The following is a 25,231-nucleotide window of genomic DNA, read 5'->3' on the forward strand; positions in this document are numbered from 1 at the left end:
CATCATGCGATGCTGTGCGCTTATGCGGTATTAGCAGTCGTTTCCAACTGTTGTCCCCCGGTACAGGGCAGGTTACCCACGCGTTACTCACCCGTCCGCCACTAAGTCGCCATAGTCGTCCTTCCGAAAAATTCTGTCCATGGTGCTTCGTTCGACTTGCATGTGTTAAGCACGCCGCCAGCGTTCATCCTGAGCCAGGATCAAACTCTCGTTTAAAGTTTTTAATCCATTTCAGAATGACGTTAGCCATTCTTCCATCAATTACTGTTGTTTTGGAATTCATCATTTCTGATGACGTTCACTGAAAATCTTTTATTCATTTTCAGGGATGGTTGCTGTTCAATTATCAATGTTCTTGTTTTGCTTGTTGCCGTTTCAGCAGCAACTCGTTTATATTATCACGATTGCTCTGCTTTGTCAACAACTTTTTTATATTTTTCTTCGTTATTCAAAACTTAGAATCAATTAAATTTTTCTGTCTGAACTGCTGTCTCAACAGTCAGCTTGAATAGAATACAACTTTTATATACAATTGTCAACACTTTTTTTCAATTTTATTTATTTTTCTTCATTCTTCATTTGTATGTTATCTTGCAAATTTAAATTCTACCCTCTTTATTTGTCTAACTTTAATATTTTGTGCAATTAATAAAGAAAATTCCACTATATAGAATAATCTTCTATATGGTGGAATCATCATATTTTCTATTTCTTCTTAGACTTTAGTTTATAGTTATTTTTTCATTCAATCCTCATAGTCTATCTTAACCAGCATTAAGCCACATGCCGGTGCTTTAGGTCCCGCTGCATTTCTATCTTTTGCCTCTATTATTTCTTTTACATATTCTGGTGGATAAACTCCCAATCCTACTTTTATTAAAGTACCTACAATTATCCTCACCATATTATATAAGAACCCATTACCAGATATTATTATTGATATGACATCGTCATTTTTATCTACCTCTAATCTATATACGGTTCTAACTGTACTTTCAACCTGACTTCCCGATGAGCAAAAACTTGCAAAGTCATGTTCTCCTACTATATATTTTGCTGCTTCTTTCATTTTTTCAACATTTAAGGGCATATATACAAAGTGGGTATATAGTCTCTGCGTTGGCATATCAAATTTTCTATTTAAAATCTTATATTCATATGTTTTTGTACTATTACAAAATCTCGGATGCCATTCCAACGGAACTTCCTCTGATTTTTGTATTCTAATATCATTAGGCAGTCTTTGATTTAATGCAAATGAAAATTTCTCACCCGGAATTTTTGATTCCGTATCAAAAACAGCTACATTTCCCATAGCATGGACCCCCGAATCAGTTCTACTCGCTCCAATAACAGCTGTTTCTACTCCTGTCAATTCACTTATAGCTTTATTAAGCACTTCCTCTACAGTTATTCCATTTATTTGTATTTGCCATCCACAATAATTTGTGCCATCATACGCTATAATTAATTTTACTCTCTTCATTTATTTATAATTCTCCTAATAAACGATTAATTGTATATATTACAAGATTATATTTGCAAATTATTAATAACTTATTTTATTTTTCTATTGTTTATTAATACAATTTTATTTTTACTAATATATTTATCATATTTTAGCTTGCTTTTATGCTCAGAAACTTAAACATCACTAAATTATTCGTAACAAATCCTGCTCCTAATATCACACACAAAAAGCCAACTAATACTAAATATGATATTTTATCCTTTTTCTTATAAACAAGTGGTTTTAATTTTGTTCTATTGCCACCATGATAACATCTCGCTTCCATAGCCATCGCTAAATCCAGCGCTCTTCTTATAGAAGAAACAAATAGTGGTACTAACAATGGTATTAAACTTTTAACACGCTGCATAAGTCCGCCTGTTTCAAAGTCTGCTCCTCTTGCCATTTGAGCTTTTTTTATTTTCTCTGTTTCCTCAACTAAAGTCGGAATGAACCTTAAGGCTAAAGACATCATCATTGCCATTTCATGTACCGGAAAGTGTATTTTATTTAAAAATGCAAATGATTTTTCCAATCCGTCTGATAAATCGTTAGGTGTAGTGGTTAATGTCAAAACAGATGTACTCAACACTAAAAATGTTAATCTAAATGTTAAAAATCCACCTGTTATTAATCCTTCTTTAGTTATTTTAATTATCCAAAATGTTATGATTGGTGTTCCTGGGGTAAATAAAATATTTAACACTATCGTAAATACAAGTAAAAATAATATTCCTTTTATCCCTTTTATTATTTTTGCAAATGGTACTTTAGATATTTTTATTATAATTGCCAAAAACATTACAATTACAAGTAATCCTATAATGTTATTTGTTGAAAAAATAGCTATTATAAATATTAAAGTGCCAAATAGTTTTACCCTAGGATCTAATTTATGAATTATTGAATTTTCAGGATAATATTGTCCTAATGTTATTTCTGCCATTTATCTATCTAATTCAAAGTCTTTTTAGTATCTATTAAATTACGACTTTGCATACCTTTCTATATATTATTACTATTGTTCTAAATGTCTTTTCTATTTAGACATTGCATAATATTTTCACGTGCTTCTTCAATTGTTATAACATTCTCATCTACATCTAACCCTTTTTCTTTTAACTTATGCATAATATACGTAATCTGGGGTGCTTTAAGTCCCATCTTTTCTAATTCTTTATAATGCTTAAATACATCCTTTGGCATTCCATCATATTTTATCTTACCATTATTTATTACGATAAGGCGCTGTGCATAATTTGCTACATCTTCCATGCTATGAGACACCAAAATAACTCCTATGCCTGTATTATCATGTAATTCTTTAATTCTATTTAAAATTTTATCCCTTCCTTTTGGATCTAATCCCGCAGTTGGTTCATCTAAGACTATTATTTCTGGATTCATAGCCAGAACTCCTGCTATTGCTACTCTTCTTTTTTGTCCGCCTGACAGTTCGAAAGGAGATTTGTTATAGCATTTTTCGTTTATTCCAACCTGTTCAAGCACTAATTTAGCCTTTTTTTCTGCTTCTTCCCTGCTCATTCCCATATTCATTGGGCCGAAACAGACATCTTTAAGCACTGTTTCTTCAAATAACTGATGCTCCGGATATTGAAAAACAATCCCGACTTTGCATCTAAGTTTTCGCAAATCATAATTATTTTCATATATATTTTCATTATTATAAAATACATTTCCGCTCTTTGGTCTTTCCAATCCGTTAAAATGCTGTATTAATGTTGATTTTCCAGAGCCTGTGTGTCCTATAATTGCAACAAATTCACCTTTATTTATTTCCAAATTAACGTTATTTAACGCTTTTATTTCACTTGTAGTATCACTGCCATATGTGTAGCATACATTTTCAAGTCGTATTCCCATTTTGGCCTCCTAGTTATTATTGTATACCCTAACTATCTCATCTACTAACTCATCTATCTCTAATGTCCCATTTTTTATGTTTAAGCCTTCCTTTTGTAATTCAAAGCCTAATTCTGTAACCTGCGGAACTTCAAGTCCTAATTCCTTCATTTTTTCAACTTCACAGAAAACTTCTCTTGGTGTTCCCTGTAATTCTATTTTTCCCTTATTCATTACAAATATTTTATCTGCATGTATAGTTTCACTCATATGATGTGTAATTAAGATAATTGTTATATTTTTAGCCTTGTTCAGTTCTTCTAATGTTGAAATAACTTCTTCCCTTCCAATTGGATCAAGCATTGCTGTAGGTTCGTCTAATATAATGCATTTAGGTTCCATTGCTATTATTCCTGCTATTGCTACTCTTTGCTTCTGTCCGCCTGATAATTTCATTGGAGAATGAAGTCTATACGCAGTCATATCAACTGCTTTTAGCGCATAATTTACCTGTTCCCATATTTTTTCGGTTGGAACACCCAGATTTTCCGGTCCAAATGCTACATCTTCTTCAACAACAGCCGATACAATCTGATTATCAGGATTCTGAAATACCATTCCTGCCTGTTGTCTTATATCCCAAATTTTCTTTTCATCTTTAGTATTCATCCCGGATATTAAAACTGTTCCTTCAGTCGGAGCAAGCAACGCATTAATATGTTTTGCCAAAGACGATTTACCTGAACCATTATGACCTAATATTGCAATAAACTGTCCTTCTTCTACATCAAGATCTACGCCATCAATGGCTGTTATTATTTCTGCATTTTCATCATTGTCTTTAAATTTATGAACCAAATGTTTTATATTAATTATTCCCATGTCATATCCTCAAATTGTTTTGAATTTCAAGTTTTATTCACGCTTTATTTTTGCACATAATTGAAATTATAGCAATAATTTTTTCTATATAGTTTTATATTTCACCTTATAATAGTCAAAATTTTGTTATTGGTTTTATTTGGCGTAGCAAAATATAATTACTTATTTATCTTTTCTTACAATTTGGATTAACCCCATGCTTGACAAAAAGCCTATATAACAAAACGGACAAACATTGCCTTATCAACAACATTTGTCCGTTTTATATATAAGTTAAACTTTATTTATTATACTAATTCAAGTAATACTTCCATTGCAGCATCACCTTTTCTCTGACCGATTTTTACAATTCTTGTATATCCGCCATTACGATCTGCATACTTTGGAGCAATTTCATCAAATAACTTGTTAGTTAAGTCAACTTTCTTTCTGTCTTTCTTCTTACCTGTAGCATTTTCTGTTACATCGTAAAGAACTTTGTTCATCTGACGTCTAGCATGAAGACGTGAAGGCTGATCTTTCTTGATTGTCTTCTGTTCTTCATCATATACTGTTACTTTCTTGCCGTCTACGACTTCTTTAACATTCTTGCCATCTTTATCTTTACGAGCTACTTTAGCTACAACTGTTACTTCATCAAAGTTATCTTTTTCTTTAACTGCTAATGCAATAAGACCTTCAGCAACTTTACGAATTTCTTTAGCTCTTGCTTCAGTAGTAACAATCTTGCCGTTATTTAAAAGACTTGTAACCTGACCTCTAATTAAAGCTTTTCTTTGACTTGAAGTTCTTCCAAGTTTTCTATAACCTGCCATTTTCTTACCTCCATAATATTTAAACTAATAAATATTAGTTTTCATCGCTTGGTCTCAATTCAAGGCCGAGTTCTTTCAACTTCGCAAGCACTTCATCTAATGATTTACGGCCTAAGTTTCTAACCTTCATCATATCTTCAGGAGTCTTGTTTGTTAATTCCTCAACTGTATTGATACCTGCTCTCTTCAAACAATTGTATGAACGAACTGATAATTCCAACTCATCAATGTTCATTTCTAACACTTTATCGATTTCATCATCTACAGCATCTACGATTACTTCTGCATTTCTTGCATTTTCTGACAAATCAATAAACAGTTTTAAGTGTTCGCTGAGAACCTTAGCTGCTAAACTAACAGCTTCGTCTGTTTCCAAAGTGCCGTTTGTATAAACATCCAATGTAAGTTTATCAAAATCAGTTACCTGGCCTACACGAGTATTCTGTACTGACATATTTACTCTTTCAACTGGTGTGTAGATTGAATCTACAGCAATTACGCCGATTGGTAAACTATCATTCTTATTCTTGTCAGCACTAATGTATCCTCTGCCTTTTGTGATAATTAATTCCATACTAAGCTTGCTGTCTGCGCCACCGTTAAGTGTTGCAATAACCAACTCTGGGTTTAAAATCTCAATATCAGAATCTACTTGAATATCAGCTGCTGTTACAACACAATCTCCACTTGCTTCAATATGTGCAACCTTTGGTTCATTAGTAGCACTATTGTTTTTAATAGCAAGCTGTTTGATATTTAAAATTATTTCAGTAACATCTTCTTTTACACCTGGTATTGAACTGAATTCATGAAGAACTCCGTCAATTTTAATCTGGCTTACAGCTGCACCTGGTAATGTAGAAAGCATAATTCTTCTTAATGCATTGCCAAGTGTTGTTCCGTAACCTCTTTCAAGAGGTTCTACAACAAACTTACCATATCTACCATCTTCTGATTTCTCTGTTATTATATTTGGTCTTTCAAAATCGAACACTAATTAGCCCCTCCTTTATTGGGAATTGCTTAAGCTTATTTAGAATATAATTCGACAATAAGCATTTCATCTACGGGAACATCAATCTCTTCTCTCTTTGGAAGTTCTTTAATTTCACCCTTAAGATTTTCCTGGTCTGCTTCAAGCCATGATGGAACTGTTCTTCCGCCAGTCACTTCTACGATATCTTTGTATCTCTGTGATGACTTGCAACCTTCTTTAATTTCGATAACATCGCCTGCTTTAATTAAGTAAGAAGGAATGTTAACCTGCTTTCCGTTTACTAATACGTGCTTATGATCAACAATCTGTCTTGCTTCTTTTCTTGTTCTAGCATATCCCATACGGAATACAACATTATCAAGTCTACGTTCTAATAAAATCATAAGGTTTTCACCTGTCTGACCTGGCATCTTTGAAGCCTTCTTGAAGTAATTTCTGAAAGGTTTTTCTAAAACACCATAAATGAATTTAGCTTTCTGTTTTTCTCTTAACTGAAGTCCATATTCACTCATTTTTCTACTAGATCTGTTTAAGTTTCTATTTGATTTCTTGTCTATTCCTAAATAAATCGGATCTAAACCGAGAGATCTACATCTTTTAAGAACAGGAACTCTATTTACTGCCATTTCTATTCCCTCCTAAATTAGACTCTTCTACGCTTTGGTGGGCGACATCCATTATGTGGAACAGGAGTAACATCCTTGATACTTGTAACTTCAAGTCCACAAGTTGCTAAAGCACGAATTGCTGCTTCTCTACCTGAACCTGGACCTTTAACCATAACATCTACTGTCTTTAAGCCATGTACTAAAGCTGCTTTTGTTGCAGTTTCAGCTGCCATCTGAGCTGCATAAGGAGTAGATTTCTTTGAACCTCTAAATCCTAGACCACCAGCACTTGCCCATGATAAGGCATTTCCTTCAGCATCTGTTAATGTAACAATTGTATTGTTAAATGATGCCTGGATATGTGCCTGTCCGTGTTCAACGTTTTTCTTAATACGCTTTTTTGTCACTTTCTTTGTAACTTTTTTAGCCATTTTAAACTAACCTCCCTTATGGGTACTATTTCTTCTTATTTGCTACAGTTCTCTTTGGACCTTTTCTTGTTCTTGCATTAGTCTTTGTCTTCTGACCGCGAACAGGAAGTCCTCTTCTATGACGAATTCCTCTGTAACATCCAATTTCTTGTAATCTCTTAATGTTTAAAGCGATTTCTCTTCTTAAATCACCTTCAACAGTCTGGCTTGCATCGATAACTTCGCTAATCTTCTTAACTTCATCGTCTGTTAAATCTTTACAACGTGTGTTAGGATCTACATTAGCTTCAGCTAAAATTCTCTGTGAGCTTGGAAGTCCAATTCCATAAATATAAGTCAAGCCAATTTCAACTCTCTTTTCTCTTGGTAAATCAACACCTGAAATACGAGCCATGTGTATAACCTCCATTAGTTAAATTGATAAGTTCCACAAATTACGCAGCCCGTGCTTTGCACGTCTGAAATGTTGTGCGCACCCATGTAACCTAACGTTAAATTGTTTCTTGATGCTTAATCAGCAATTTTTAAGCATCCACATTCTGTTTCTCAGCTATTCGCTGATTAATATAGTAAGAAAACGTACTTGAAAATTCTCTTACTACTAATATCTAATAGTAGCATATTGCTACTGCAGCCGCAAATTAATTCGTTGTGATATTACACAACTTCTTAAAGTGCACAAACAAGTGAATACAACCAAATATTCACTCAATATGTCAGAAATTAACCCTGACGCTGTTTATGCTTAGGATTTTCGCAGATAACTCTAACGCTTCCCTTTCTTTTAATGACTTTGCATTTTTCGCAAATTGGTTTAACTGATGATCTTACCTTCATTGAAAAATCCTCCTTTCAAAAAAAGTCCGTTATATATATTAACACACTTGTCAAAATATAGCAACAAAAACTTTTAAATTTATTTATCAACCATATTATTTATCTCTCCAGATAATTCTTCCTTTAGATAAATCATATGGTGACATCTCAATTGTTACTTTGTCTCCTGGTAAAATTTTAATGTAGTTCATGCGAAGTTTTCCACTTATATGAGCTAATACTACATGTCCATTTTCCAATTCAACACGAAACATTGTGTTTGGTAATTTTTCAATTACCTTTCCTTCTATTTCAATTACATCTGCTTTAGACATTTATATATCCTCCTTTTTTTCGGTTAAATCAAAGTAAGTATTTCCGGTTCTCCTTTTGTAATAAGAACTGTATTTTCATAATGAGCTGCTAAACTTCCATCATCTGTTACTACTGTCCAATCATCATCCATAAATGCTACATCTGCTCTTCCCATATTTATCATAGGTTCTATGCACAATGTCATTCCAGCCTGTAACTTCATTCCTCTTCTTCTTTGTCTGAAGTTTGGAATTTGTGGGTCTTCATGCATTTCTCTACCAATACCATGTCCTACTAAGTCTCTTACTACACCATATCCGAATTTATCAGCATAATCATTTATAGCTGCTGATATCTGATATAAATGGCAACCTTCTTTAGCATATTTAATTCCTTCAAAAAAACATTGTTTTGTCACTTCGATTAACTGTTTTGCATCATCACTTATTTCTCCAATTGCCAATGTTCTGGCGCAATCAGACTGATATCCTTTATAGCTTAAACAAAAATCTAAGCTGACAATATCACCATTTTCTACAAAACGGTCTTTTCTTGGAATTCCATGTACTACTTCATCATTAACAGAAATACACAATGAAGCAGGATATCCTTCATAGCCTAAGCATGTAGGAATACAACCATAACTTCTAATTATTTCTTCACCAATTTTATCAATTTGATAAGTACTCATTCCAGGCTTTACTTCTTTTTCTAACTCTGCGTGAGCCATTGCAATATACTTGCCTGCCTGTCTCATGAGTTCAATTTCTCTCTCTGATTTAATTGTTACCGCCATTGTTATGCTCCTAAAATATCATTTATCGCAGCAAACACATCATTCATGTCAATTGTACCATCAACACTTCTTAATACGCCTTGTTCATTATAATAATCAATTAAAGGCTGTGTTTGTTTATGATAAACATCTAATCTTTTCAAAACTGTTTCCGGTTTATCATCATCTCTTATTATTAAATCGTTTCCACATCTGTCACACTTGCCTTCAACCTTAGTTGGGTTGTATACAACGTGGTATGTTGCTCCACAAGATACGCAAGCTCTTCTTCCACCCATTCTTCTTACGATATTTTCATCCGGCACATCAACATCAATTGCATAATCAACTTTCTCGCCAATTGCTTTTAACGCTTCATCTAAAGCCTGTGCCTGCGGAATAGTTCTTGGGAAACCATCTAATACATAACCGTTTTTACAGTCATCTTTTTTAAATCTATCCATAACTAAGTCTAATGTTAATTCATCCGGTACTAACTGTCCCTGATCAATATATTCCTTAGCTTTTTTCCCTAATTCAGTTCCATTTTTAATATTTGCTCTAAAAATATCCCCTGTAGAAATATGTGGTATATTATATTTCTCAGCGATCATCTTTGCCTGTGTTCCTTTTCCTGCACCAGGCGCGCCTAACATAATTATTTTCATAGTTTACAATCCTCACAACTTCTTAATTTTTCTATTCTAGCAATCAAGGGGACTAGTCTGGTGACTGCCCCCTATGCTACTAAAAGATTCCTTTTACATTCTGATACTTACGTTCTGTCATCATTGATTTAACTGTTGTTATTGTTTCAAGAATAACACCTACAATGATGATTATTGATGTACCACCAAAAGAAACATTTGCTCCAGCAACTCCTGAAGCTACAATTGGAATACAAGCTGCAATAATAAGTCCGATTGCTCCAATTAAAATAATGTAGTTTAATATATTTGTCAAATATTCTACTGTTGGCTTACCACTTCTGATACCTGTAATAAATCCACCTCTGTCGTTAAGGTTCTTAGCAACCTCTCTAGGGTTAAATGTTATTGAAGTATAGAAATATGCAAAGAATATAATCATTACTATGTAAGCAACAAATCCGATTGAATATTTCATATGTGCAGGATTACACCAATGTGACTGACTTAAATAGTTTGTCCATTCAGGTGTTTTTCCAAAAAATTGTGCAATTACAACTGGGAATTGCAAAATTGATGATGCAAAGATAATTGGGATAACACCTGCAGTATTAACTTTCAAAGGAATTGTTGACTGTTGTCCACCAACCTGACGTCTTCCCTGTACTTTCTGAGACATCTGAACGCCGATGTGACGAACACCATCCTGAAGCCATACTACATAAGCAATAATTCCAACTACTACAGCAATTATAATAATAATCGCTAAAATCTTTCCACCAATTGAACTTGCTCCTGTTACATAATTTGTAAATAATCCGGCAATATCACTTGGCATTCTTGATACAATGTTAATTACTAACACGATAGAAATACCATTACCAACACCACTTTCTGTAATTTGTTCACCAATCCACATAAGTGCTGCTGAACCGGCTGTCATAGCAACAACGCCCATAACGATTACACCAACATGACGGAATGTACTCATATTTGAGATTGTGATTGTATCTGTATTAAACAATCCCTGATTTGCAAATCCAATTGTCATGGCTGTACTTTCGATAAGTGCTAATGCTACTGTTACATATCTTGTAATTTCTGCAAGTTTCTTTCTTCCTTCTTCACCATCTTTCTGCATTTCCTCTAACTTAGGAATTGCAATTGTTAATAACTGGATGATGATGGAAGCTGTAATGTAAGGTGTAATACTCAATGCGAAAATAGACATATTTTCCATTGAACCACCTGTAATAGCAGCGAAGAAGCTGAAAGCCCCTTCGCTAAACTGTGATGTTATTGATTTAACTGTATCACCATTTACAAATGGAAGTGGTATCTGACTACCTAATCTTACTACTACTAACATCATAAATGTGTACAATAATCTTTTTCTTATTTCTTTAACTTTTAAAGCATTACGAAGTGTTTCTAACATTAGATCACCTCACATGTTCCGCCAAGGCTTTCAATCTTAGCTTTTGCTCCTTCACTAAAAGCATTAACTTTTACTGTAAGCTTCTTTGTTAATTCGCCATTACCAAGAATCTTAACGCCATCACGTGGATTCTTAATAACTCCGCTTTCTAAAAGAGTTTCTACAGTAACTGTAGTGTCATTATCAAATCTTTCTAATGCACTTACATTAATACCTACTATTTTCTTTGAATTAATACATGTAAAACCTCTCTTAGGAATTCTTCTATATAATGGCATCTGACCACCTTCGAAACCAGGTCTTGGGCTTCCTGAACGAGCTTTCTGTCCTTTGTGACCCTTACCTGCTGTCTTGCCATTTCCTGAACCATGTCCACGGCCTCTTCTGAAATTATCACTATGCTTTGAACCATCTGCTGGCTTTAAATTTGATAAATCCATTGTCGCACCTCCTATCTATTGATTATATTTCTTCAACTTTTACTAAATGTCTAACTTTCTGAATCATACCTCTGACTGCAGCGTTGTCAGGCATTTCAACTGTCTTGTTAATCTTTGTAAGACCTAAAGCTTCAACAGTTTTTCTATTCTTTGGAACTGCTCCAATTGTTGATTTTACCAAAGTAATTTTTAATTTATCTGCCATTTCTAATTACCTCCTACTAGCCTAAAATCTCTTCAACAGATTTACCGCGAAGTGCAGCTACTTCTTCTGGAGTCTTTAATGAAGCTAAACCTTCAATTGTAGCAAGAACTACGTTCTGCTTATTGTTAGATCCTAAAGATTTTGTACGGATGTTTGTAATACCTGCAAGTTCAACTACACTACGAGCAGGACCACCAGCGATTACACCAGTACCTTCTGGAGCCTTCTTAAGTAATACAGAAGCACTTCCGAATTTACCGATTGTATCAAATGTTACACTCTTATTTTCATCCATTGGTACGCTTACGAGACTCTTCATAGCATCCTCTTTACCTTTACGAATAGCTTCAGGAATTTCAGCTGCTTTTCCAACGCCTGCACCAACGTGTCCATTTTTGTCTCCAACTACTACTAAAGCTGAGAATCTGGCATTACGTCCACCTTTAACAACCTTAGTAACACGTTTGATAGACACTACTTTTTCTTCTAATTCTAACTGACTTGCATCAATTATTTCACGTCTCATGTGTGTTATCCTCCTCAACTAAAATTCTAATCCAGCTTCTCTAGCTGCATCAGCTAATGCTTTAACTTTACCCTGATATATAAAGCCGCCTCTATCGTAAACAACTTCTTTAATACCTTTTTCAATTGCTCTTTCAGCAATAAGCTTACCTACATATGCTGCAGCATCAACGTTATTAGTTTTTTCTAACTCTTTCTTAGCTTCAAGTGTTGAAGCAGCTACAAGAGTCTTTCCAACTGTATCGTCAATAATTTGAGCATACATATGATTATTACTTCTGAAAACTGCTAAACGTGGACATTCTGTTGTTCCACTTAAATGATTACGCAGTCTGTTATGCTTTTTAACACGAATTTCGCTTCTTGATTTCTTACTAATCATTTCTTACACTCCTTTAATTATTTCTTACCAGTCTTACCAACTTTACGTCTGATAACTTCATCTTCATATTTGATACCTTTTCCTTTGTAAGGTTCAGGTGCTCTCTTTGTTCTGATTTCAGCAGCGTACTGGCCTACTTTTTCTTTATCAATACCTTTAATTATTATCTTATTCTGTCCATCCATTTCAACTGTGATTCCTTCTGGATCTTCCATTTCTACTGGATGTGAATAACCTAATGAAAGAATTAATTTATTTCCCTGTTTCTGTCCTCTGTAACCAACACCGTTGATTTCAAGAACTTTCTGGTATCCTTCTGTAACACCAACAACCATATTGTTGATAAGTGTTCTTGTAAGACCGTGTAATGATTTCATTTTCTTTAAATCATTTGGTCTGCTAACGATGATTTCTTCACCGTCTTTTTTAATTTCCATTTCCGCAGGTAATACTCTTTCAAGAGTTCCCTTAGGTCCTGTAATAGTCACCTTATTATTTTCTGCAATATCAACAGTTACTCCTGCTGGTATAGCGATAGGCATTCTTCCTATACGTGACATGCCGTTACCTCCTTATTAATAATGAAGAGTTGGACTAAGAAAGAAGAGAAACTCTTCAATCTTATCTCATCTCTTAACGTTATTTTCTTCCTACCAAACGAAAGCGAGAACTTCTCCACCAACGTTTTCTTTTCTTGCAACTTTATCTGTAACCACACCTTTGTTTGTAGAAATGATTGCAATTCCAAGTCCTCCAAGAACTCTTGGAAGTTCGTCTTTACTAGCGTAAACACGAAGACCCGGCTTAGAAATCTTCTTGATTCCTGAAATAACTTTATCATTCTTATCTTTACCATATTTTAATGTGATTCTGATTGTTTTAAAATTACCGTCTTCAATGACTTCATACTTCTTGATATATCCTTCATTTAAAAGAATTTCAGCGATAGCTAATTTCATCTTTGATGCAGGAACATCAACTGTATCATGTTTAGCAGTGTTTGCGTTACGGATTCTTGTAAGCATATCTGCGATTGGATCACTCATAGTCATGTTTCTTTCCTCCTATCAATTTATCTCTTACCAGCTTGCTTTTTTAACGCCTGGTATCTGTCCTTTGTATGCTAATTCACGGAAGCAAACTCTGCAAATTCCGTATTTTCTTAAATAAGCATGTGGACGACCACAAATTCTACAACGACTGTATTCTTGTGTAGAGAATTTAGCTTTACGTTGCTGTTTAACTTTCATAGCAGTTCTAGCCATGGATTTACCTCCTAAAACTATTTTGCAAATGGCATATTAAATAATGTCAATAATTCACGAGCTTCTTCATCTGTGTTAGCTGTAGTAACAAAAATTATGTCCATACCTCTAACTTTGTCTACTTTATCGTATTCAATTTCAGGGAAAATTAACTGTTCTTTAATTCCTAAAGCATAATTTCCTCTTCCGTCGAATGCATTTGGGTTAACTCCTCTAAAGTCACGTACACGAGGAAGTGCAAGGTTTACTAATCTATCTAAGAATTCGTACATCTTTTCTCCTCTAAGAGTAACTTTACATCCGATTGGCTGTCCTTCTCTTAATTTGAAGTTAGCTACTGAGTTTTTAGCTCTTGTTACAACAGCCTTCTGTCCTGAAATAATTTCAAGATCTTTAACAGCTGTATCTAAAATCTTAGCGTTCTCTTTAGCTTCGCCAACGCCCATGTTAATTACAATTTTATCAAGCTTAGGTACCTGCATTACGTTCTTATAACCGAACTTCTTTGTCATGGCATCCATAATCTCATTCTTATAAGTCTCCTTAAGTCTACTCAACTTTCCGGACCTCCTCTCTCAATTAATCAATAACTTCGCCTGTTGATTTTGCAACACGAACTTTCTTTCCGTCTTCAAATTTGTATCCAACTCTTGTTGGCTGTCCCTTATGAACATACATTACATTTGAAGCATCAATTGGTCCTTCCTGTGTTACAATGCCACCATTCTGGTTCTGAGCACTTGGTTTTGTGTGCTTTGTACGCATGTTGACACCTTCAACAGTAACCTTATTGTTCTTTTTGTCTACAGAAGAAACTTTTCCTTCTTTAAACTTATCTTTACCAGCGATTACTCTAACAGTGTCGCCTTTTTTAATCTTCATAGCTGACATCTAAGCACACCTCCTATAATACTTCTGGTGCCAAAGAAACAATTTTCATGAACTGTTTCTCTCTTAATTCTCTGGCTACCGGCCCAAAAATACGAGTTCCTCTTGGGGTCTTATCATCTTTTATAATTACAGCTGCATTTTCGTCAAATCTGATGTATGAACCATCTTTACGACGAGCGCCTTTAACAGTACGAACTACTACGGCCTTTACTACATCACCTTTTTTAACAACACCGCCTGGTGTTGCATCTTTTACAGTAGCAACGATTACGTCACCGATACTTGCGTATCTTCTTGTAGATCCGCCCATAACTCTGATGCAAAGTAATTCTTTAGCTCCTGTGTTATCAGCAACTTTAAGTCTACTTTCCTGTTGAATCATGCTGTATTCCTCCTTCTATAATCCAGGCAAATTATCTTGCCTTTTCAATAATTTCTACAAGTCTCCATCTCTTATCTTTTGATAATGGTCTTGTTTCCATAACTCTTACTGTATCACCAATTCCGCACTGGTTTTCTTCGTCATGAGCTTTTAACTTATAAGTTCTTTTAACAATCTTGTTGTATAATGGATGCTTTACATGATCTTCTACAGCAACTGTGATTGTCTTATCCATCTTATCACTTACAACTTTACCTGTACGTGTTTTTCTTAAATTTCTTTCCACAACAATTTCTCCTTTCTTAACTTTCCACCTGTAGTGGATTGGATTAACCTAAAACTATTCAGCAGCGTTTGTCTTTTCAAATATTACTGTCTGAATTCTAGCAATATTTTTTCTAACTTCTTTGATTCTGCTTGTGTTGTCTAACTGGTTTGTTGCGTTCTGGAATCTTAAATTAAATAATTCCTTTTTAGCAGCTACTAATTCATCATTTAATTCTGCAGCTGATTTTGTCTTTAAATCTTCTACATATGTCTTAATTTTCACTGTTATCACCGCCTTCTAAATCTTCACGTGAAACAATCTTACATTTTACTGGAAGCTTGTGTGTAGCAAGACGTAATGCTTCTCTAGCTATTTCTTCAGGAACACCAGAGATTTCGAACATTACACGTCCTGGTTTAACAACTGCTACCCAATATTCAAGTGTTCCTTTACCGGAACCCATACGTGTTTCAGCTGGTTTTGTAGTTACTGGTTTATCTGGGAAAATTTTAATCCAAACTTTACCACCACGCTTGATGTAACGAGTCATAGCAATACGAGCTGCTTCAATCTGATTTGACTTAATCCAAGCTGGTTCTGTTGCAACAATACCAAATTCACCGTAAGTGATCTTATTTCCTCTTGTTGCTTTACCTCTCATAGAACCACGAAACTGTTTTCTATGTTTAACTCTCTTAGGCATTAACATTATTTATCGCTCCCTTCTTTAGTTGGAAGTATTTCGCCGTTGTAAATCCAAACCTTAACACCTACTTTTCCGTAAGTTGTATCAGCTTCAGCGAAACCATATTCGATATCGGCACGTAATGTCTGAAGTGGAATTGTTCCTTCACTATAGAATTCTGTACGAGCCATATCAGCACCACCAAGACGTCCTGAACATGCAACCTTAATTCCTAAAGCTCCACTCTTCATTGTTCTTGACATTGTAGACTTCATTGCTCTTCTGAAAGATACACGGTTTTCTAACTGTGTAGCAATGTTTTCAGCTACTAACTGAGCGTCCTTGTCAGGTCTCTTGATATCTTTAACGTCCATAAATAACTTCTTGCTTGTCATTTTCTGAACTTCAGCTTTAACTTTTTCAATTTCAGCGCCACCCTTACCGATTACGATACCAGGCTTAGCTGTATAAATGTTTACTCTCACTCTGTCAGATGATCTTTCGATTTCAATCTTAGAAACACCTGCGCTGTATAATTTCTTTTTAAGATATTCTCTGATTTTGTAATCTTCAACAAGATTGTCTGCAAAATCAGCTTCAGCGTACCACTTTGAGTCCCAGTCCTTAATAACTCCGACTCTTAAGCCATGTGGATTAACTTTCTGTCCCATACTTTGCCTCCTATCTTTCATCGAGCACGATTGTAATGTGGCTATTTCTCTTTAAGATTCTATAAGCTCTACCCTGTGCTCTAGGTTTAATTCTCTTCATTGTTGGAGCGCTACCTGCGTAACACTCAGCAATATAAAGTTTGCTAACATCCATATTGTTGTTGTTTTCAGCATTTGCAATTGCTGACTGTAATAATTTTAATATAACGCTTGATGCGTATCTTGGGTTGTATGTTAAAATACCGATTGCTGACTCTACGTCTTTTCCTCTGATCGCATCTAATACGAAACATGCCTTCTGTACTGACACTCTAGCGTAAGACAACTTAGCTGATGGTCTAGTATCTTTATTAGCATTTCTTTCTCTCTTTATCTGGGATCTATGTCCTTTAGCCATAGATGAGACCTCCTTTCAAAATCTACAGGTATTATCTACCCTTCTTTTCGTCTTTACCGTGTCCTCTATAAGTTCTAGTAGCAACAAATTCACCAAGTTTATGTCCAACCATATCTTCAGTTACATATACTGGCACATGCTTTCTACCGTCATGAACAGCGATTGTATGTCCAACCATCTGTGGAAAAATTGTTGAACGGCGTGACCAAGTTTTAATAACAGACTTGTCACCTGAAGCGTTCATAGCTTCGACTTTCTTTAATAAGCTCTCATCCGCGAATGGGCCTTTTTTTAATGATCTAGCCATTAGTTCCTACCTCCTTATTTCATGTTCTTTCCGTCACGTCTTCTAATGATTAACTTGTTAGACTTCTTATTTTTCTTACGAGTCTTCAAACCAAGTGCTGGTTTACCCCAAGGTGTACATGGGCCAGAACGTCCGATTGGCGCACGTCCTTCACCACCACCGTGTGGATGGTCATTAGGGTTCATAACAGAACCACGAACTGTAGGTCTAATACCCATATTACGTTTACGTCCGGCTTTACCGATATTTACAAGACCATGTTCAATGTTACCTACTGTACCAACTGTTGCACGGCAAATAACTGGAACCATTCTCATTTCTCCTGAAGGAAGTCTAAGTGTTGCATACTTTCCTTCTTTAGCCATTAACTGCGCTGCATTTCCAGCTGCACGAACTAACTGTCCGCCCTTACCTGGATATAATTCAATGTTATGAACTTCTGTACCTACAGGGATAGCTGAAAGTGGTAAACAGTTACCAACTTTAACTTCTGCATTTTCACCGTTCATAACTGTAGCTCCAACCTTAAGTCCGTTAGGAGCAAGGATGTAAGCCTTTTCACCATCTGCATAACTGATTAATGCGATGTTTGCAGTTCTATTTGGATCATATTCGATGCTAATAACTGTAGCAGGAATATCAACTTTATTTCTCTTGAAGTCGATGATTCTGTATTTTCTTCTTGAACCACCACCATGATGTCTTACTGTAATTTTACCCTGATTGTTACGACCAGCATTTTTCTTGAGAGATACTACTAAAGATTTTTCAGGAGTTGCTTTAGTAATTTCTGCATTATCAAGAGTAGTCATAGCTCTTCTTGAAGGGGTATATGGGTTAAATGTCTTAATTCCCATTTTTATTCTCCTTTCGAATTCAATTTGTTATCACGCTTTTCTTGCGTTTACTTATTATTCTTATAAACCAGCGAAGATTTCAATATCTGCACTGTCTTCTGTCAACTGAACGATAGCTTTTTTCTTCTTAGCTGTCTTTCCAATTGTCATTCCTCTTCTACGTTTCTTTCCTTCTAAGTTCATTGTGTTAACTTTAGCAACCTTTGTTCCTTCGAACATTTTTTCAACTGCTTCTTTAACCTGAGTCTTAGTTGCATCTGTGTGTACGTAGAATGTATATTTCTTATCTGCCATAGCGTTCATGCTCTTCTCAGTAATTACTGGAGAGAGGATTACGTCATAATATTTGATATCTGCCATTATGCATACACCTCCTCGATTGTTGCTACAGCTGCCTTATCGATAACTACAACATCATATTTGAGAATGTCATAAACATTAATTGTGTTAGTTAAAGCAGTTTTTACTGTAGGGATGTTCTTAGCTGACATTACAGTATTTACATCGTTGTCTTTTAATACAACCAATGCTTTACTTACGTTTAAGTTGTTCATCATCTTTACAAAATCTTTTGTCTTAGGTGCTTCAAACTTAATGTCGTCAACTACGATAAACTTATTTTCATTAACTCTGTCTGTCAATACTGACTTAAGAGCTGCTCTTTTTTCTTTCTTATTCATCTTGAATGAATAATCTCTTGGAACTGGTGCGAATACAACTCCGCCGCCTGTCCACTGTGGAGCTCTTGTAGAACCCTGTCTTGCATGACCAGTTCCCTTCTGTCTCCAAGGCTTTCTTCCGCCACCGCTAACTTCTGAACGAGTTTTAGCTTTCTGTGTTCCTTGACGGTCATTAGCAAGCTGACTCAATACTGCCTGATGCACTAAGTTTTCTTTAACTTCTACACCAAATACGGCATCGTTTAATTCGATTTCATCAACCTGTTTACCTTCCATATTTAAAACAGATACTTTTGCCATCTGCGTGTTCCTCCTTCCAAAATCTACTTACCAGACTTACATGTTTCTTTAATAGTTACTAAAGCTTTCTTAGGTCCTGGTACAGCGCCCTTTACTAGGATTAAGTTGTTTTCTGCATCAACTCTAACAATTTCAAGGTTCTGTGTTGTTACCTTCTTAGCACCCATATGACCTGGCATTTTCTTTCCTTTAAACACCTTGCTTGGGCTTGAACATGCACCGTTTGATCCGGCATGTCTATGATACTTAGAACCGTGAGCCATAGGTCCTCTTGACTGACCATGTCTCTTAATTGCACCCTGGAATCCTTTTCCCTTTGCAATTGCTGATGCGTCAACTTTGTCTCCAGCAGTAAAGATGTCTGCCTTGATTTCGTCTTTCACTGAATACTCTTCAGCATTTTCAAACTTAAATTCTCTTACAAATCTCTTGTAAGGAACTCCAGCTTTGTCAAACATACCTTTCATTGGCTTGTTGACTAACTTTTCTCTCTTTTCACCGAATCCAACCTGTACAGCACTGTATCCATCATTTTCTACTGTCTTAACCTGTGTTACTACACATGGTCCAGCCTGAAGAACGGTTACTGGTACTAAACTTCCATCTTCGTTGAAAATCTGAGTCATTCCAACCTTTGTAGCTAAAATAGCTTTCTTCATATTAATTACCTCCTGTTAATCTACAGCGGATCGCGCCACCGCGATCATCCTAGAACAGTTCAATCTATTTAAACCTTCAAGGATAATTCACTATTTCGTTTTTTACCTATTAAAATAAGTAAATTGCGATGAATTATTTATTCTTCATCTTAATGTCGATATATACACCTGCTGGCATTTCTAATCTTGCCAAAGCATCTACTGCTTTCTGTGTTGGTGTAACAATATCAATGAGTCTCTTATGAGTTCTCTGTTCAAACTGTTCTCTTGAGTCTTTGTACTTATGTACAGCTCTAAGAATTGTGATTACTTCCTTCTTTGTTGGAAGTGGTACAGGGCCACTAACTTCTGCTCCTGAACTCTTTGCAGTTTCAACAATTTTTGCAGCTGACTGATCGATTAATTTGTGATCATAAGCCTTTAATGTGATTCTCATTACTTGTGCCATAAAAAAAGCCGCCTCCTTTTCGTACTATTAGCACGACAAGCGGTGACTGTACAACCTTTCCGTGTGTTTTGTGATTATTCACAACTTACCCACGTGTTTCCACTTCTATGGTGGACTCGTTTTTAGTACAGTGACTTGTCGCCAGTTTCCTAACTTGACATTCGCTCCGCGGAAAACCTACATTACTGTAGCAACCTCTCGTTTCAACGCTATCAATGTCACAGCATGAATTAGTATACAACATGAAAATATAAATTGCAACCATTTTTTCAAAAAATTTTATTTTACCTAATTTGGCTATTTATCAATACTTTTTCTACACTATCATTTCAAAATTCATTTTTAAATTTAAATCTCATAATTTACTCTTTAATTTCTTTCTTCTATATATAATAGGTAGTTTTCTGCTTTTATTGACTTTTATTTTCTCAAATTGTAATATATAACCATTGGTCATTATAATACAATGATTAAAATTTTTAAAGATAGGATTTTATATTAATTATGTGGATTGCTAACAATTGGAAAGATTATGAAGTAATTGATACTTCAGACGGCGAAAAACTAGAGCGTTGGGGTGATTACATATTAGTTAGACCTGATCCTCAGGTCATTTGGCATACTCCAAAGAAAGATAAACGTTGGAATAAATTAAATGGGCATTATTATAGAAGTAAAAAAGGCGGTGGTCAATGGGATTTCTTTGATTTACCGGAACAATGGTCTATTAATTATAAAGAATTAACATTCAACCTTAAACCATTTAGTTTCAAACATACAGGTTTATTTCCTGAACAGGCAACAAATTGGGATTGGTGTTCTGAAAAAATTAAAAATGCCGGTCGACCAATTAAAGTATTAAATTTATTTGCTTATACCGGTGGTGCAACTTTAGCTGCTGCTAATGCGGGTGCTTCTGTCACTCACGTTGATGCTTCTAAAGGCATGGTAACATGGGCAAAGGAAAATGCTGTTTCTTCCGGATTAAAAGACGCACCTATTCGTTGGTTAGTTGATGATTGCACTAAATTTGTAAAAAGAGAAATACGTCGTGGCAACAAATACGATGCAATCATAATGGATCCACCTTCTTACGGCCGTGGTCCTGGTGGTGAAATTTGGAAAATAGAAGATTCCATTTATGATTTTGTAAAATTATGTACGGAAGTCTTGTCTGACGATCCATTATTTTACTTAATTAATTCATATACTACAGGTCTTGCGCCTTCAGTTTTAACATATATGTTATCAACTGAAGTTAAATCAAAATTCGGCGGAACTGTTATTTCAGATGAAATTGGAGTTCCTGTAAGCGGCAATGGTCTGGTTCTTCCTTGTGGAGCCTCTGGTCGTTGGTGTAAATAATTTTATCAAAGAAGTTGAAGTTAGGATTACAACAATCTTTACTTCAACTTTTTTCTATTCTTTATTATTTTCCTACTATAATATATTTATGTTTAATATCTATTATAACCAGTAAAGAATTACCCATCTAGTTGCCATTTATTTTTATATTTTCTATTATTTTATAATTCCTCTATCGTATATTCACTATCATTTATGTTATGACATACTGACACTAAATTGCTTATTCCAATTTTCATTTCAGTTATCATCATCTCTTTGTCTGCAATAATTTTTGGCCTTTCCTCTTCGAAATCCACTTCAAATGTATAAAATGGTCTTATTATTCCTGTCCCTTCCATTTTTACATAAGCTTCTTTTATAGTCCACACCCTAAAAAATCTCTGTAGTTTTCCCTGTTCTGTTCCTATATCATAAATGTATTTTTGTTCTTTAGGAGCAAAGCAGGTATTAACAATCCTTCTTTCTTTCATAGTAAACTTATTCTTTCTTTTAACATCTTCAGTATCTATTCCTATTTCATAAGCAGAAACAGCAGCTACTGCATACTTATTTGAATGTGATATGTTAAATTTAATTTTACCATCTTCAAATGAAGGCTTGTTATATTTGTCAATTAATATCTTACTGTCTTCTTTTTCAGTTTTTCTTATATGCTGTATAAGAATTCCAGCTGCAAGACTTTGCATTTTTTTATCTTCCTGATTTATTCTATCTATTTTATTTTTCCTATCTTCATCCATCATTTCATAATATTTTGAATATACTGATTTATCAGATAATTTTTCTACATTATAGTAATATATTTTCATAAAATTATTTACTCCCTTTTGCAAGTTATATGTTTATTATTGTTTTGTTCAAATTCTAATTATTTTATAAATTATATTTTGCTATCTTTCTATTCTAATTATTGCTATATATATTTCTTATTTAATCACTCATTTATAATTTTCCATGCTTCAACAAGTCTGTCTATATTCCATGCAGCATTTGCAGGGCTTGTGGATGGAAGGCATATTGCTTCTTTCATCACTATCTGTTTCATATATTTGTTATAAAGTGAATACGCTTTCTTTCCATTAACAAATATCTGTTTTATATCTGCTGTATTTAATATTCTTGTCAAATCATTCACTTCAACATTTTTAATGCTACTATCTGAAGACCCTGTAATTTCACATGAATGAATTACATCCCACACTGCCACTTTATTATTAAGCAAAAATTCTTTTTTCTCCTGAATTGTTTGTGGTATATTTTCATTAAATATGGCAGCTAATACTTTCCAAAATCTATTCTGTGGATGTCCATAAAAGAATCCTTCTTCTCTGGATTTAACAGATGGAAAGCTACCTAATATTAAAATTTTTGATTTTTGATTATATATTGGTTCAATTGGATGTGTAATCATAATGTCTTCTTTCTTTTTATTTTAATTATCATTTATTATAGCATAAAATGTTTTGTCAATCATTGCTATCCCCGATTTGCGTGTATATATTTTTTATTTCTATATATACAATTAATATTATAAATTATAGGAGCAATAAAATGAATGAAAATAAAAAAATCTTGGGAACTTGCCCTCTGTTAGTGGATAAATTACCGACTTTAATTTAATGATACTAATCTAATTATCCAAAATATTTAGGCATCCCCGAAAATTTCGGGAATGCCCATCATTCACGGAGCTTATTGACTTTTTTTCTTAATTTTCGACTTATCAAATCGCCTGTTTATAGGCTTTTTCTATATCTTATATCGTCACTATTTTTAGTTTTCGAAAAATTTGACGACACTTTGACGACACCTTTAGTATATAACAAAACTACGCTAACCGCCACAATTAAAATGACATAGTTTCTTTTCAATCATCATTCTTTTGAATCATCTTCTTCACTTCCCTGTCAAAATCCGATTCAATAACTTGAGTTCTATTAAAAATCTGGTATTCCTGTTCAGCCTTATCATTTGCCATCTTTCTCGAAATCTTTCCCCTATCAGGTAAAATCTCATACCTTCTAAATGCCAAAAATTCATTTATGCTTGCCGCGAATTCTTCCATCGTAAATGTATTTTCACGTTCAATCAAATCTTCTATGTAGTCAAAATAACCTGTCACCGCACGCTCCAAACTACGAATTTGCTTTTCATCCAAATAGTTTTTTGCAATAGTTACATCTGATTTCAATACCCGACCATCAGGAGCATTCTTCCATGTAGTAAGCCCCATATGATCCTTTATATGGTCTGCACTATAATAAACAATTTCTGCTGCTGTCTGTCCCGAAATTGCATAATGGAATTTATTCTGCACCATTGCATAAAACTGATGTGTAATCTCCGCATTTTTATCATAATCAATGCTACACTCAGCAAAAACATCCGTAATCTGTTGCCAGATTCTTCTTTCGCTCGCACGAATAGAACGAACTCTTTCGAGTAATTCTTTAAAATAATCTTTACCAAATGCAGTCTTTCCCTGTTTTAATCGTTCATCATCCAGCACAAATCCTTTTGTCATATACTCCTTTAAAACGTTTGTTGCCCAAATACGAAAATGAGTAGCTCGAATAGAATTCACTCTGTAGCCTACGGAAATGATTGCATCTAAATTATAAAAATTAGTAGAATTAGATTGGGTTTTTCCCTCTATTGCTCCATGTTGAGTGGTTGTTGCAATTTTTGCAACAACCACTTCTTCATCCAATTCACCTGTTTCAAAAATATTCGCAAGATGACGACTAATGCCTGATTTATCTATTCCAAACAATTCCGCCATTGCTTTCTGCGTCAACCAAATTGAATCATCTTTAATTAAAGCATTAATGTAAATATCTTCCTTTTCTGTTTTATAAAGTAAAAATGGAAATTCTTTCATTTGTCAAACTCCTCTAATACAATAAATGGCGGGGAGCCTCCCCGCCGATCAGGTTGGACCTGGGTCTTTCGACCAGCCCACATGTGCAACACTTGTTACACTTACATTGTATGATTATATTAACATGATTGTTTACCAAATTCAAGATTATAGTTGATCGTTGCTTATTCTCTAATCAATTCTTCTGCATCTGATATATTTCTAACTTTGGACATTGCAAATCCCAAAACCTTCGGCTGATATTTAATTATTAATCTGTCTGCATCCGCCTTATTCACTATTAACCTCCTATGATAAACAAACGTGCACTTTTTTGTTTTTCAATTATATAGTGTCGCTTAGGTTCAATATGGTTGGGTAAAAATTAAGTAGTGTTGAAAACAAAATATTTAGGCATCCCCGAAAATTTCGGGAATGCCTACTATTCCGCATCAACCTCTCTTATTGATTGCTACGCAATCAATAAGCTCGCGGCATTCATAGAATGCTTACGAGCCCCATAAATAAAGGAAAACCACGGTTT

At 34.6% G+C, this 25,231-nt stretch carries 39 protein-coding genes and 1 rRNA gene; 1 reads left to right on the forward strand and 39 read right to left on the reverse strand.

Annotated elements, in window-relative coordinates; all coding sequences use genetic code 11:
* The 36 genes from DWX29_RS04670 to rpsJ all read right to left on the reverse strand — a co-directional run.
* Nucleotides 1–216, reverse strand: a 16S ribosomal RNA gene (locus tag DWX29_RS04670); the annotation flags it as partial.
* 529 nt (nt 217–745) lie between these two features.
* Nucleotides 746–1,486 carry a tRNA pseudouridine(38-40) synthase TruA gene (gene truA, locus DWX29_RS04675; RefSeq protein ID WP_022088552.1) on the reverse strand — a complete coding sequence of 247 codons (741 nt, stop codon included), beginning with the start codon at nt 1,484–1,486 and terminating at the stop codon, nt 746–748.
* 133 nt (nt 1,487–1,619) lie between these two features.
* Entirely contained in the window at nt 1,620–2,456 is an 837-nt protein-coding gene (locus tag DWX29_RS04680; RefSeq protein WP_118565280.1) for an energy-coupling factor transporter transmembrane component T, read from the reverse strand.
* An 80-nt stretch (nt 2,457–2,536) separates the two neighbouring features.
* Nucleotides 2,537–3,394: an energy-coupling factor transporter ATPase gene (locus DWX29_RS04685; RefSeq protein WP_118565281.1), complete on the reverse strand. Its 858-nt coding sequence runs from the start codon at nt 3,392–3,394 to the stop codon at nt 2,537–2,539.
* Between the two features lie 9 nt (nt 3,395–3,403).
* Complete coding sequence (locus DWX29_RS04690; protein ID WP_117908984.1) at nt 3,404–4,255, reverse strand: energy-coupling factor transporter ATPase; 852 nt, start codon at nt 4,253–4,255, stop codon at nt 3,404–3,406.
* Between the two features lie 287 nt (nt 4,256–4,542).
* Nucleotides 4,543–5,070, reverse strand: coding sequence for a L17 family ribosomal protein (locus tag DWX29_RS04695; RefSeq protein ID WP_022088556.1), 528 nt, complete (start codon nt 5,068–5,070; stop codon nt 4,543–4,545).
* A 34-nt stretch (nt 5,071–5,104) separates the two neighbouring features.
* Nucleotides 5,105–6,064, reverse strand: coding sequence for a DNA-directed RNA polymerase subunit alpha (locus tag DWX29_RS04700; RefSeq protein ID WP_022088557.1), 960 nt, complete (start codon nt 6,062–6,064; stop codon nt 5,105–5,107).
* Between the two features lie 35 nt (nt 6,065–6,099).
* Complete coding sequence (rpsD, locus tag DWX29_RS04705; protein WP_022088558.1) at nt 6,100–6,693, reverse strand: 30S ribosomal protein S4; 594 nt, start codon at nt 6,691–6,693, stop codon at nt 6,100–6,102.
* A gap of 17 nt (nt 6,694–6,710) precedes the next feature.
* Nucleotides 6,711–7,106, reverse strand: a complete 396-nt coding sequence (gene rpsK / locus DWX29_RS04710) for a 30S ribosomal protein S11 (RefSeq protein ID WP_022088559.1) — start codon at nt 7,104–7,106, stop codon at nt 6,711–6,713.
* A 25-nt stretch (nt 7,107–7,131) separates the two neighbouring features.
* Nucleotides 7,132–7,500 carry a 30S ribosomal protein S13 gene (rpsM, locus tag DWX29_RS04715; RefSeq protein WP_022088560.1) on the reverse strand — a complete coding sequence of 123 codons (369 nt, stop codon included), beginning with the start codon at nt 7,498–7,500 and terminating at the stop codon, nt 7,132–7,134.
* Nucleotides 7,501–7,829: 329 nt separating this feature from the next.
* Nucleotides 7,830–7,943, reverse strand: coding sequence for a 50S ribosomal protein L36 (gene rpmJ / locus DWX29_RS04720; RefSeq protein ID WP_022088561.1), 114 nt, complete (start codon nt 7,941–7,943; stop codon nt 7,830–7,832).
* 95 nt (nt 7,944–8,038) lie between these two features.
* On the reverse strand, nt 8,039–8,257 hold the full coding sequence (gene infA / locus DWX29_RS04725; protein ID WP_022088562.1) for a translation initiation factor IF-1: 219 nt from the start codon (nt 8,255–8,257) through the stop codon (nt 8,039–8,041).
* Between the two features lie 23 nt (nt 8,258–8,280).
* Entirely contained in the window at nt 8,281–9,033 is a 753-nt protein-coding gene (gene map, locus DWX29_RS04730; protein WP_022088563.1) for a type I methionyl aminopeptidase, read from the reverse strand.
* Between the two features lie 2 nt (nt 9,034–9,035).
* Nucleotides 9,036–9,680 (reverse strand): adenylate kinase, encoded by a 645-nt coding sequence (locus DWX29_RS04735; RefSeq protein WP_022088564.1) that lies wholly within the window; start codon nt 9,678–9,680, stop codon nt 9,036–9,038.
* 79 nt (nt 9,681–9,759) lie between these two features.
* Nucleotides 9,760–11,097 (reverse strand): preprotein translocase subunit SecY, encoded by a 1,338-nt coding sequence (gene secY, locus DWX29_RS04740; RefSeq protein ID WP_022088565.1) that lies wholly within the window; start codon nt 11,095–11,097, stop codon nt 9,760–9,762.
* A complete protein-coding gene (gene rplO / locus DWX29_RS04745; RefSeq protein WP_022088566.1) occupies nt 11,097–11,537 on the reverse strand; it encodes a 50S ribosomal protein L15 in 441 nt (146 codons plus the stop codon). Before rplO ends, secY begins: the two co-directional genes overlap by 1 nt.
* A gap of 22 nt (nt 11,538–11,559) precedes the next feature.
* Entirely contained in the window at nt 11,560–11,742 is a 183-nt protein-coding gene (rpmD, locus tag DWX29_RS04750) for a 50S ribosomal protein L30 (protein ID WP_022088567.1), read from the reverse strand.
* 16 nt (nt 11,743–11,758) lie between these two features.
* The gene (gene rpsE / locus DWX29_RS04755; RefSeq protein ID WP_022088568.1) at nt 11,759–12,268 is read right to left on the reverse strand and encodes a 30S ribosomal protein S5; all 510 of its coding nucleotides are present in this window, start codon (nt 12,266–12,268) and stop codon (nt 11,759–11,761) included.
* An 18-nt stretch (nt 12,269–12,286) separates the two neighbouring features.
* Nucleotides 12,287–12,649, reverse strand: a complete 363-nt coding sequence (rplR, locus tag DWX29_RS04760; RefSeq protein ID WP_022088569.1) for a 50S ribosomal protein L18 — start codon at nt 12,647–12,649, stop codon at nt 12,287–12,289.
* 17 nt (nt 12,650–12,666) lie between these two features.
* Nucleotides 12,667–13,209 carry a 50S ribosomal protein L6 gene (gene rplF / locus DWX29_RS04765; RefSeq protein WP_022088570.1) on the reverse strand — a complete coding sequence of 181 codons (543 nt, stop codon included), beginning with the start codon at nt 13,207–13,209 and terminating at the stop codon, nt 12,667–12,669.
* 90 nt (nt 13,210–13,299) lie between these two features.
* On the reverse strand, nt 13,300–13,701 hold the full coding sequence (rpsH, locus tag DWX29_RS04770; protein WP_022088571.1) for a 30S ribosomal protein S8: 402 nt from the start codon (nt 13,699–13,701) through the stop codon (nt 13,300–13,302).
* A gap of 27 nt (nt 13,702–13,728) precedes the next feature.
* Nucleotides 13,729–13,914, reverse strand: a complete 186-nt coding sequence (locus tag DWX29_RS04775) for a type Z 30S ribosomal protein S14 (RefSeq protein WP_022088572.1) — start codon at nt 13,912–13,914, stop codon at nt 13,729–13,731.
* Between the two features lie 17 nt (nt 13,915–13,931).
* The gene (gene rplE, locus DWX29_RS04780; protein WP_022088573.1) at nt 13,932–14,471 is read right to left on the reverse strand and encodes a 50S ribosomal protein L5; all 540 of its coding nucleotides are present in this window, start codon (nt 14,469–14,471) and stop codon (nt 13,932–13,934) included.
* A gap of 22 nt (nt 14,472–14,493) precedes the next feature.
* Nucleotides 14,494–14,805, reverse strand: a complete 312-nt coding sequence (rplX, locus tag DWX29_RS04785) for a 50S ribosomal protein L24 (protein WP_022088574.1) — start codon at nt 14,803–14,805, stop codon at nt 14,494–14,496.
* Between the two features lie 13 nt (nt 14,806–14,818).
* Nucleotides 14,819–15,187: a 50S ribosomal protein L14 gene (gene rplN, locus DWX29_RS04790; protein ID WP_022088575.1), complete on the reverse strand. Its 369-nt coding sequence runs from the start codon at nt 15,185–15,187 to the stop codon at nt 14,819–14,821.
* 31 nt (nt 15,188–15,218) lie between these two features.
* Nucleotides 15,219–15,473: a 30S ribosomal protein S17 gene (gene rpsQ / locus DWX29_RS04795; RefSeq protein ID WP_022088576.1), complete on the reverse strand. Its 255-nt coding sequence runs from the start codon at nt 15,471–15,473 to the stop codon at nt 15,219–15,221.
* Between the two features lie 54 nt (nt 15,474–15,527).
* Entirely contained in the window at nt 15,528–15,737 is a 210-nt protein-coding gene (gene rpmC / locus DWX29_RS04800) for a 50S ribosomal protein L29 (protein WP_022088577.1), read from the reverse strand.
* Complete coding sequence (gene rplP, locus DWX29_RS04805) at nt 15,727–16,164, reverse strand: 50S ribosomal protein L16 (RefSeq protein WP_022088578.1); 438 nt, start codon at nt 16,162–16,164, stop codon at nt 15,727–15,729. Before rplP ends, rpmC begins: the two co-directional genes overlap by 11 nt.
* Nucleotides 16,164–16,811, reverse strand: coding sequence for a 30S ribosomal protein S3 (gene rpsC, locus DWX29_RS04810; RefSeq protein WP_118565282.1), 648 nt, complete (start codon nt 16,809–16,811; stop codon nt 16,164–16,166). Before rpsC ends, rplP begins: the two co-directional genes overlap by 1 nt.
* A gap of 10 nt (nt 16,812–16,821) precedes the next feature.
* Nucleotides 16,822–17,208: a 50S ribosomal protein L22 gene (rplV, locus tag DWX29_RS04815; protein ID WP_022088580.1), complete on the reverse strand. Its 387-nt coding sequence runs from the start codon at nt 17,206–17,208 to the stop codon at nt 16,822–16,824.
* Nucleotides 17,209–17,239: 31 nt separating this feature from the next.
* Nucleotides 17,240–17,515: a 30S ribosomal protein S19 gene (gene rpsS / locus DWX29_RS04820; protein WP_022088581.1), complete on the reverse strand. Its 276-nt coding sequence runs from the start codon at nt 17,513–17,515 to the stop codon at nt 17,240–17,242.
* 14 nt (nt 17,516–17,529) lie between these two features.
* Entirely contained in the window at nt 17,530–18,372 is an 843-nt protein-coding gene (rplB, locus tag DWX29_RS04825; RefSeq protein WP_022088582.1) for a 50S ribosomal protein L2, read from the reverse strand.
* Nucleotides 18,373–18,432: 60 nt separating this feature from the next.
* The gene (rplW, locus tag DWX29_RS04830) at nt 18,433–18,732 is read right to left on the reverse strand and encodes a 50S ribosomal protein L23 (protein ID WP_118565283.1); all 300 of its coding nucleotides are present in this window, start codon (nt 18,730–18,732) and stop codon (nt 18,433–18,435) included.
* Entirely contained in the window at nt 18,732–19,352 is a 621-nt protein-coding gene (gene rplD / locus DWX29_RS04835) for a 50S ribosomal protein L4 (RefSeq protein ID WP_118565284.1), read from the reverse strand. Before rplD ends, rplW begins: the two co-directional genes overlap by 1 nt.
* A 23-nt stretch (nt 19,353–19,375) precedes the next feature.
* Nucleotides 19,376–20,011, reverse strand: a complete 636-nt coding sequence (gene rplC, locus DWX29_RS04840; RefSeq protein WP_022088585.1) for a 50S ribosomal protein L3 — start codon at nt 20,009–20,011, stop codon at nt 19,376–19,378.
* A 133-nt stretch (nt 20,012–20,144) separates the two neighbouring features.
* Nucleotides 20,145–20,459 (reverse strand): 30S ribosomal protein S10, encoded by a 315-nt coding sequence (rpsJ, locus tag DWX29_RS04845; protein WP_022088586.1) that lies wholly within the window; start codon nt 20,457–20,459, stop codon nt 20,145–20,147.
* A 504-nt stretch (nt 20,460–20,963) separates the two neighbouring features.
* Here rpsJ and DWX29_RS04850 point away from each other — a divergent pair.
* A complete protein-coding gene (locus DWX29_RS04850) occupies nt 20,964–21,824 on the forward strand; it encodes a class I SAM-dependent methyltransferase (protein WP_022088587.1) in 861 nt (286 codons plus the stop codon).
* A gap of 161 nt (nt 21,825–21,985) precedes the next feature.
* Here the strand turns inward: DWX29_RS04850 and DWX29_RS04855 are convergent, their stop codons facing one another.
* From DWX29_RS04855 to DWX29_RS04865, 3 genes are all read right to left on the reverse strand, one after another.
* Complete coding sequence (locus DWX29_RS04855; protein ID WP_118565285.1) at nt 21,986–22,636, reverse strand: 4'-phosphopantetheinyl transferase superfamily protein; 651 nt, start codon at nt 22,634–22,636, stop codon at nt 21,986–21,988.
* Between the two features lie 125 nt (nt 22,637–22,761).
* On the reverse strand, nt 22,762–23,238 hold the full coding sequence (locus tag DWX29_RS04860; protein WP_118565286.1) for a DNA-deoxyinosine glycosylase: 477 nt from the start codon (nt 23,236–23,238) through the stop codon (nt 22,762–22,764).
* 456 nt (nt 23,239–23,694) lie between these two features.
* A complete protein-coding gene (locus tag DWX29_RS04865) occupies nt 23,695–24,708 on the reverse strand; it encodes a virulence RhuM family protein (protein ID WP_118565287.1) in 1,014 nt (337 codons plus the stop codon).
* Nucleotides 24,709–25,231: the final 523 nt, after the last annotated feature.

The sequence above is a fragment of the Eubacterium sp. AF19-12LB genome (assembly GCF_003479125.1).
Taxonomy (GTDB): Bacteria; Bacillota; Clostridia; order Lachnospirales; family Lachnospiraceae; genus Eubacterium_U; species Eubacterium_U album.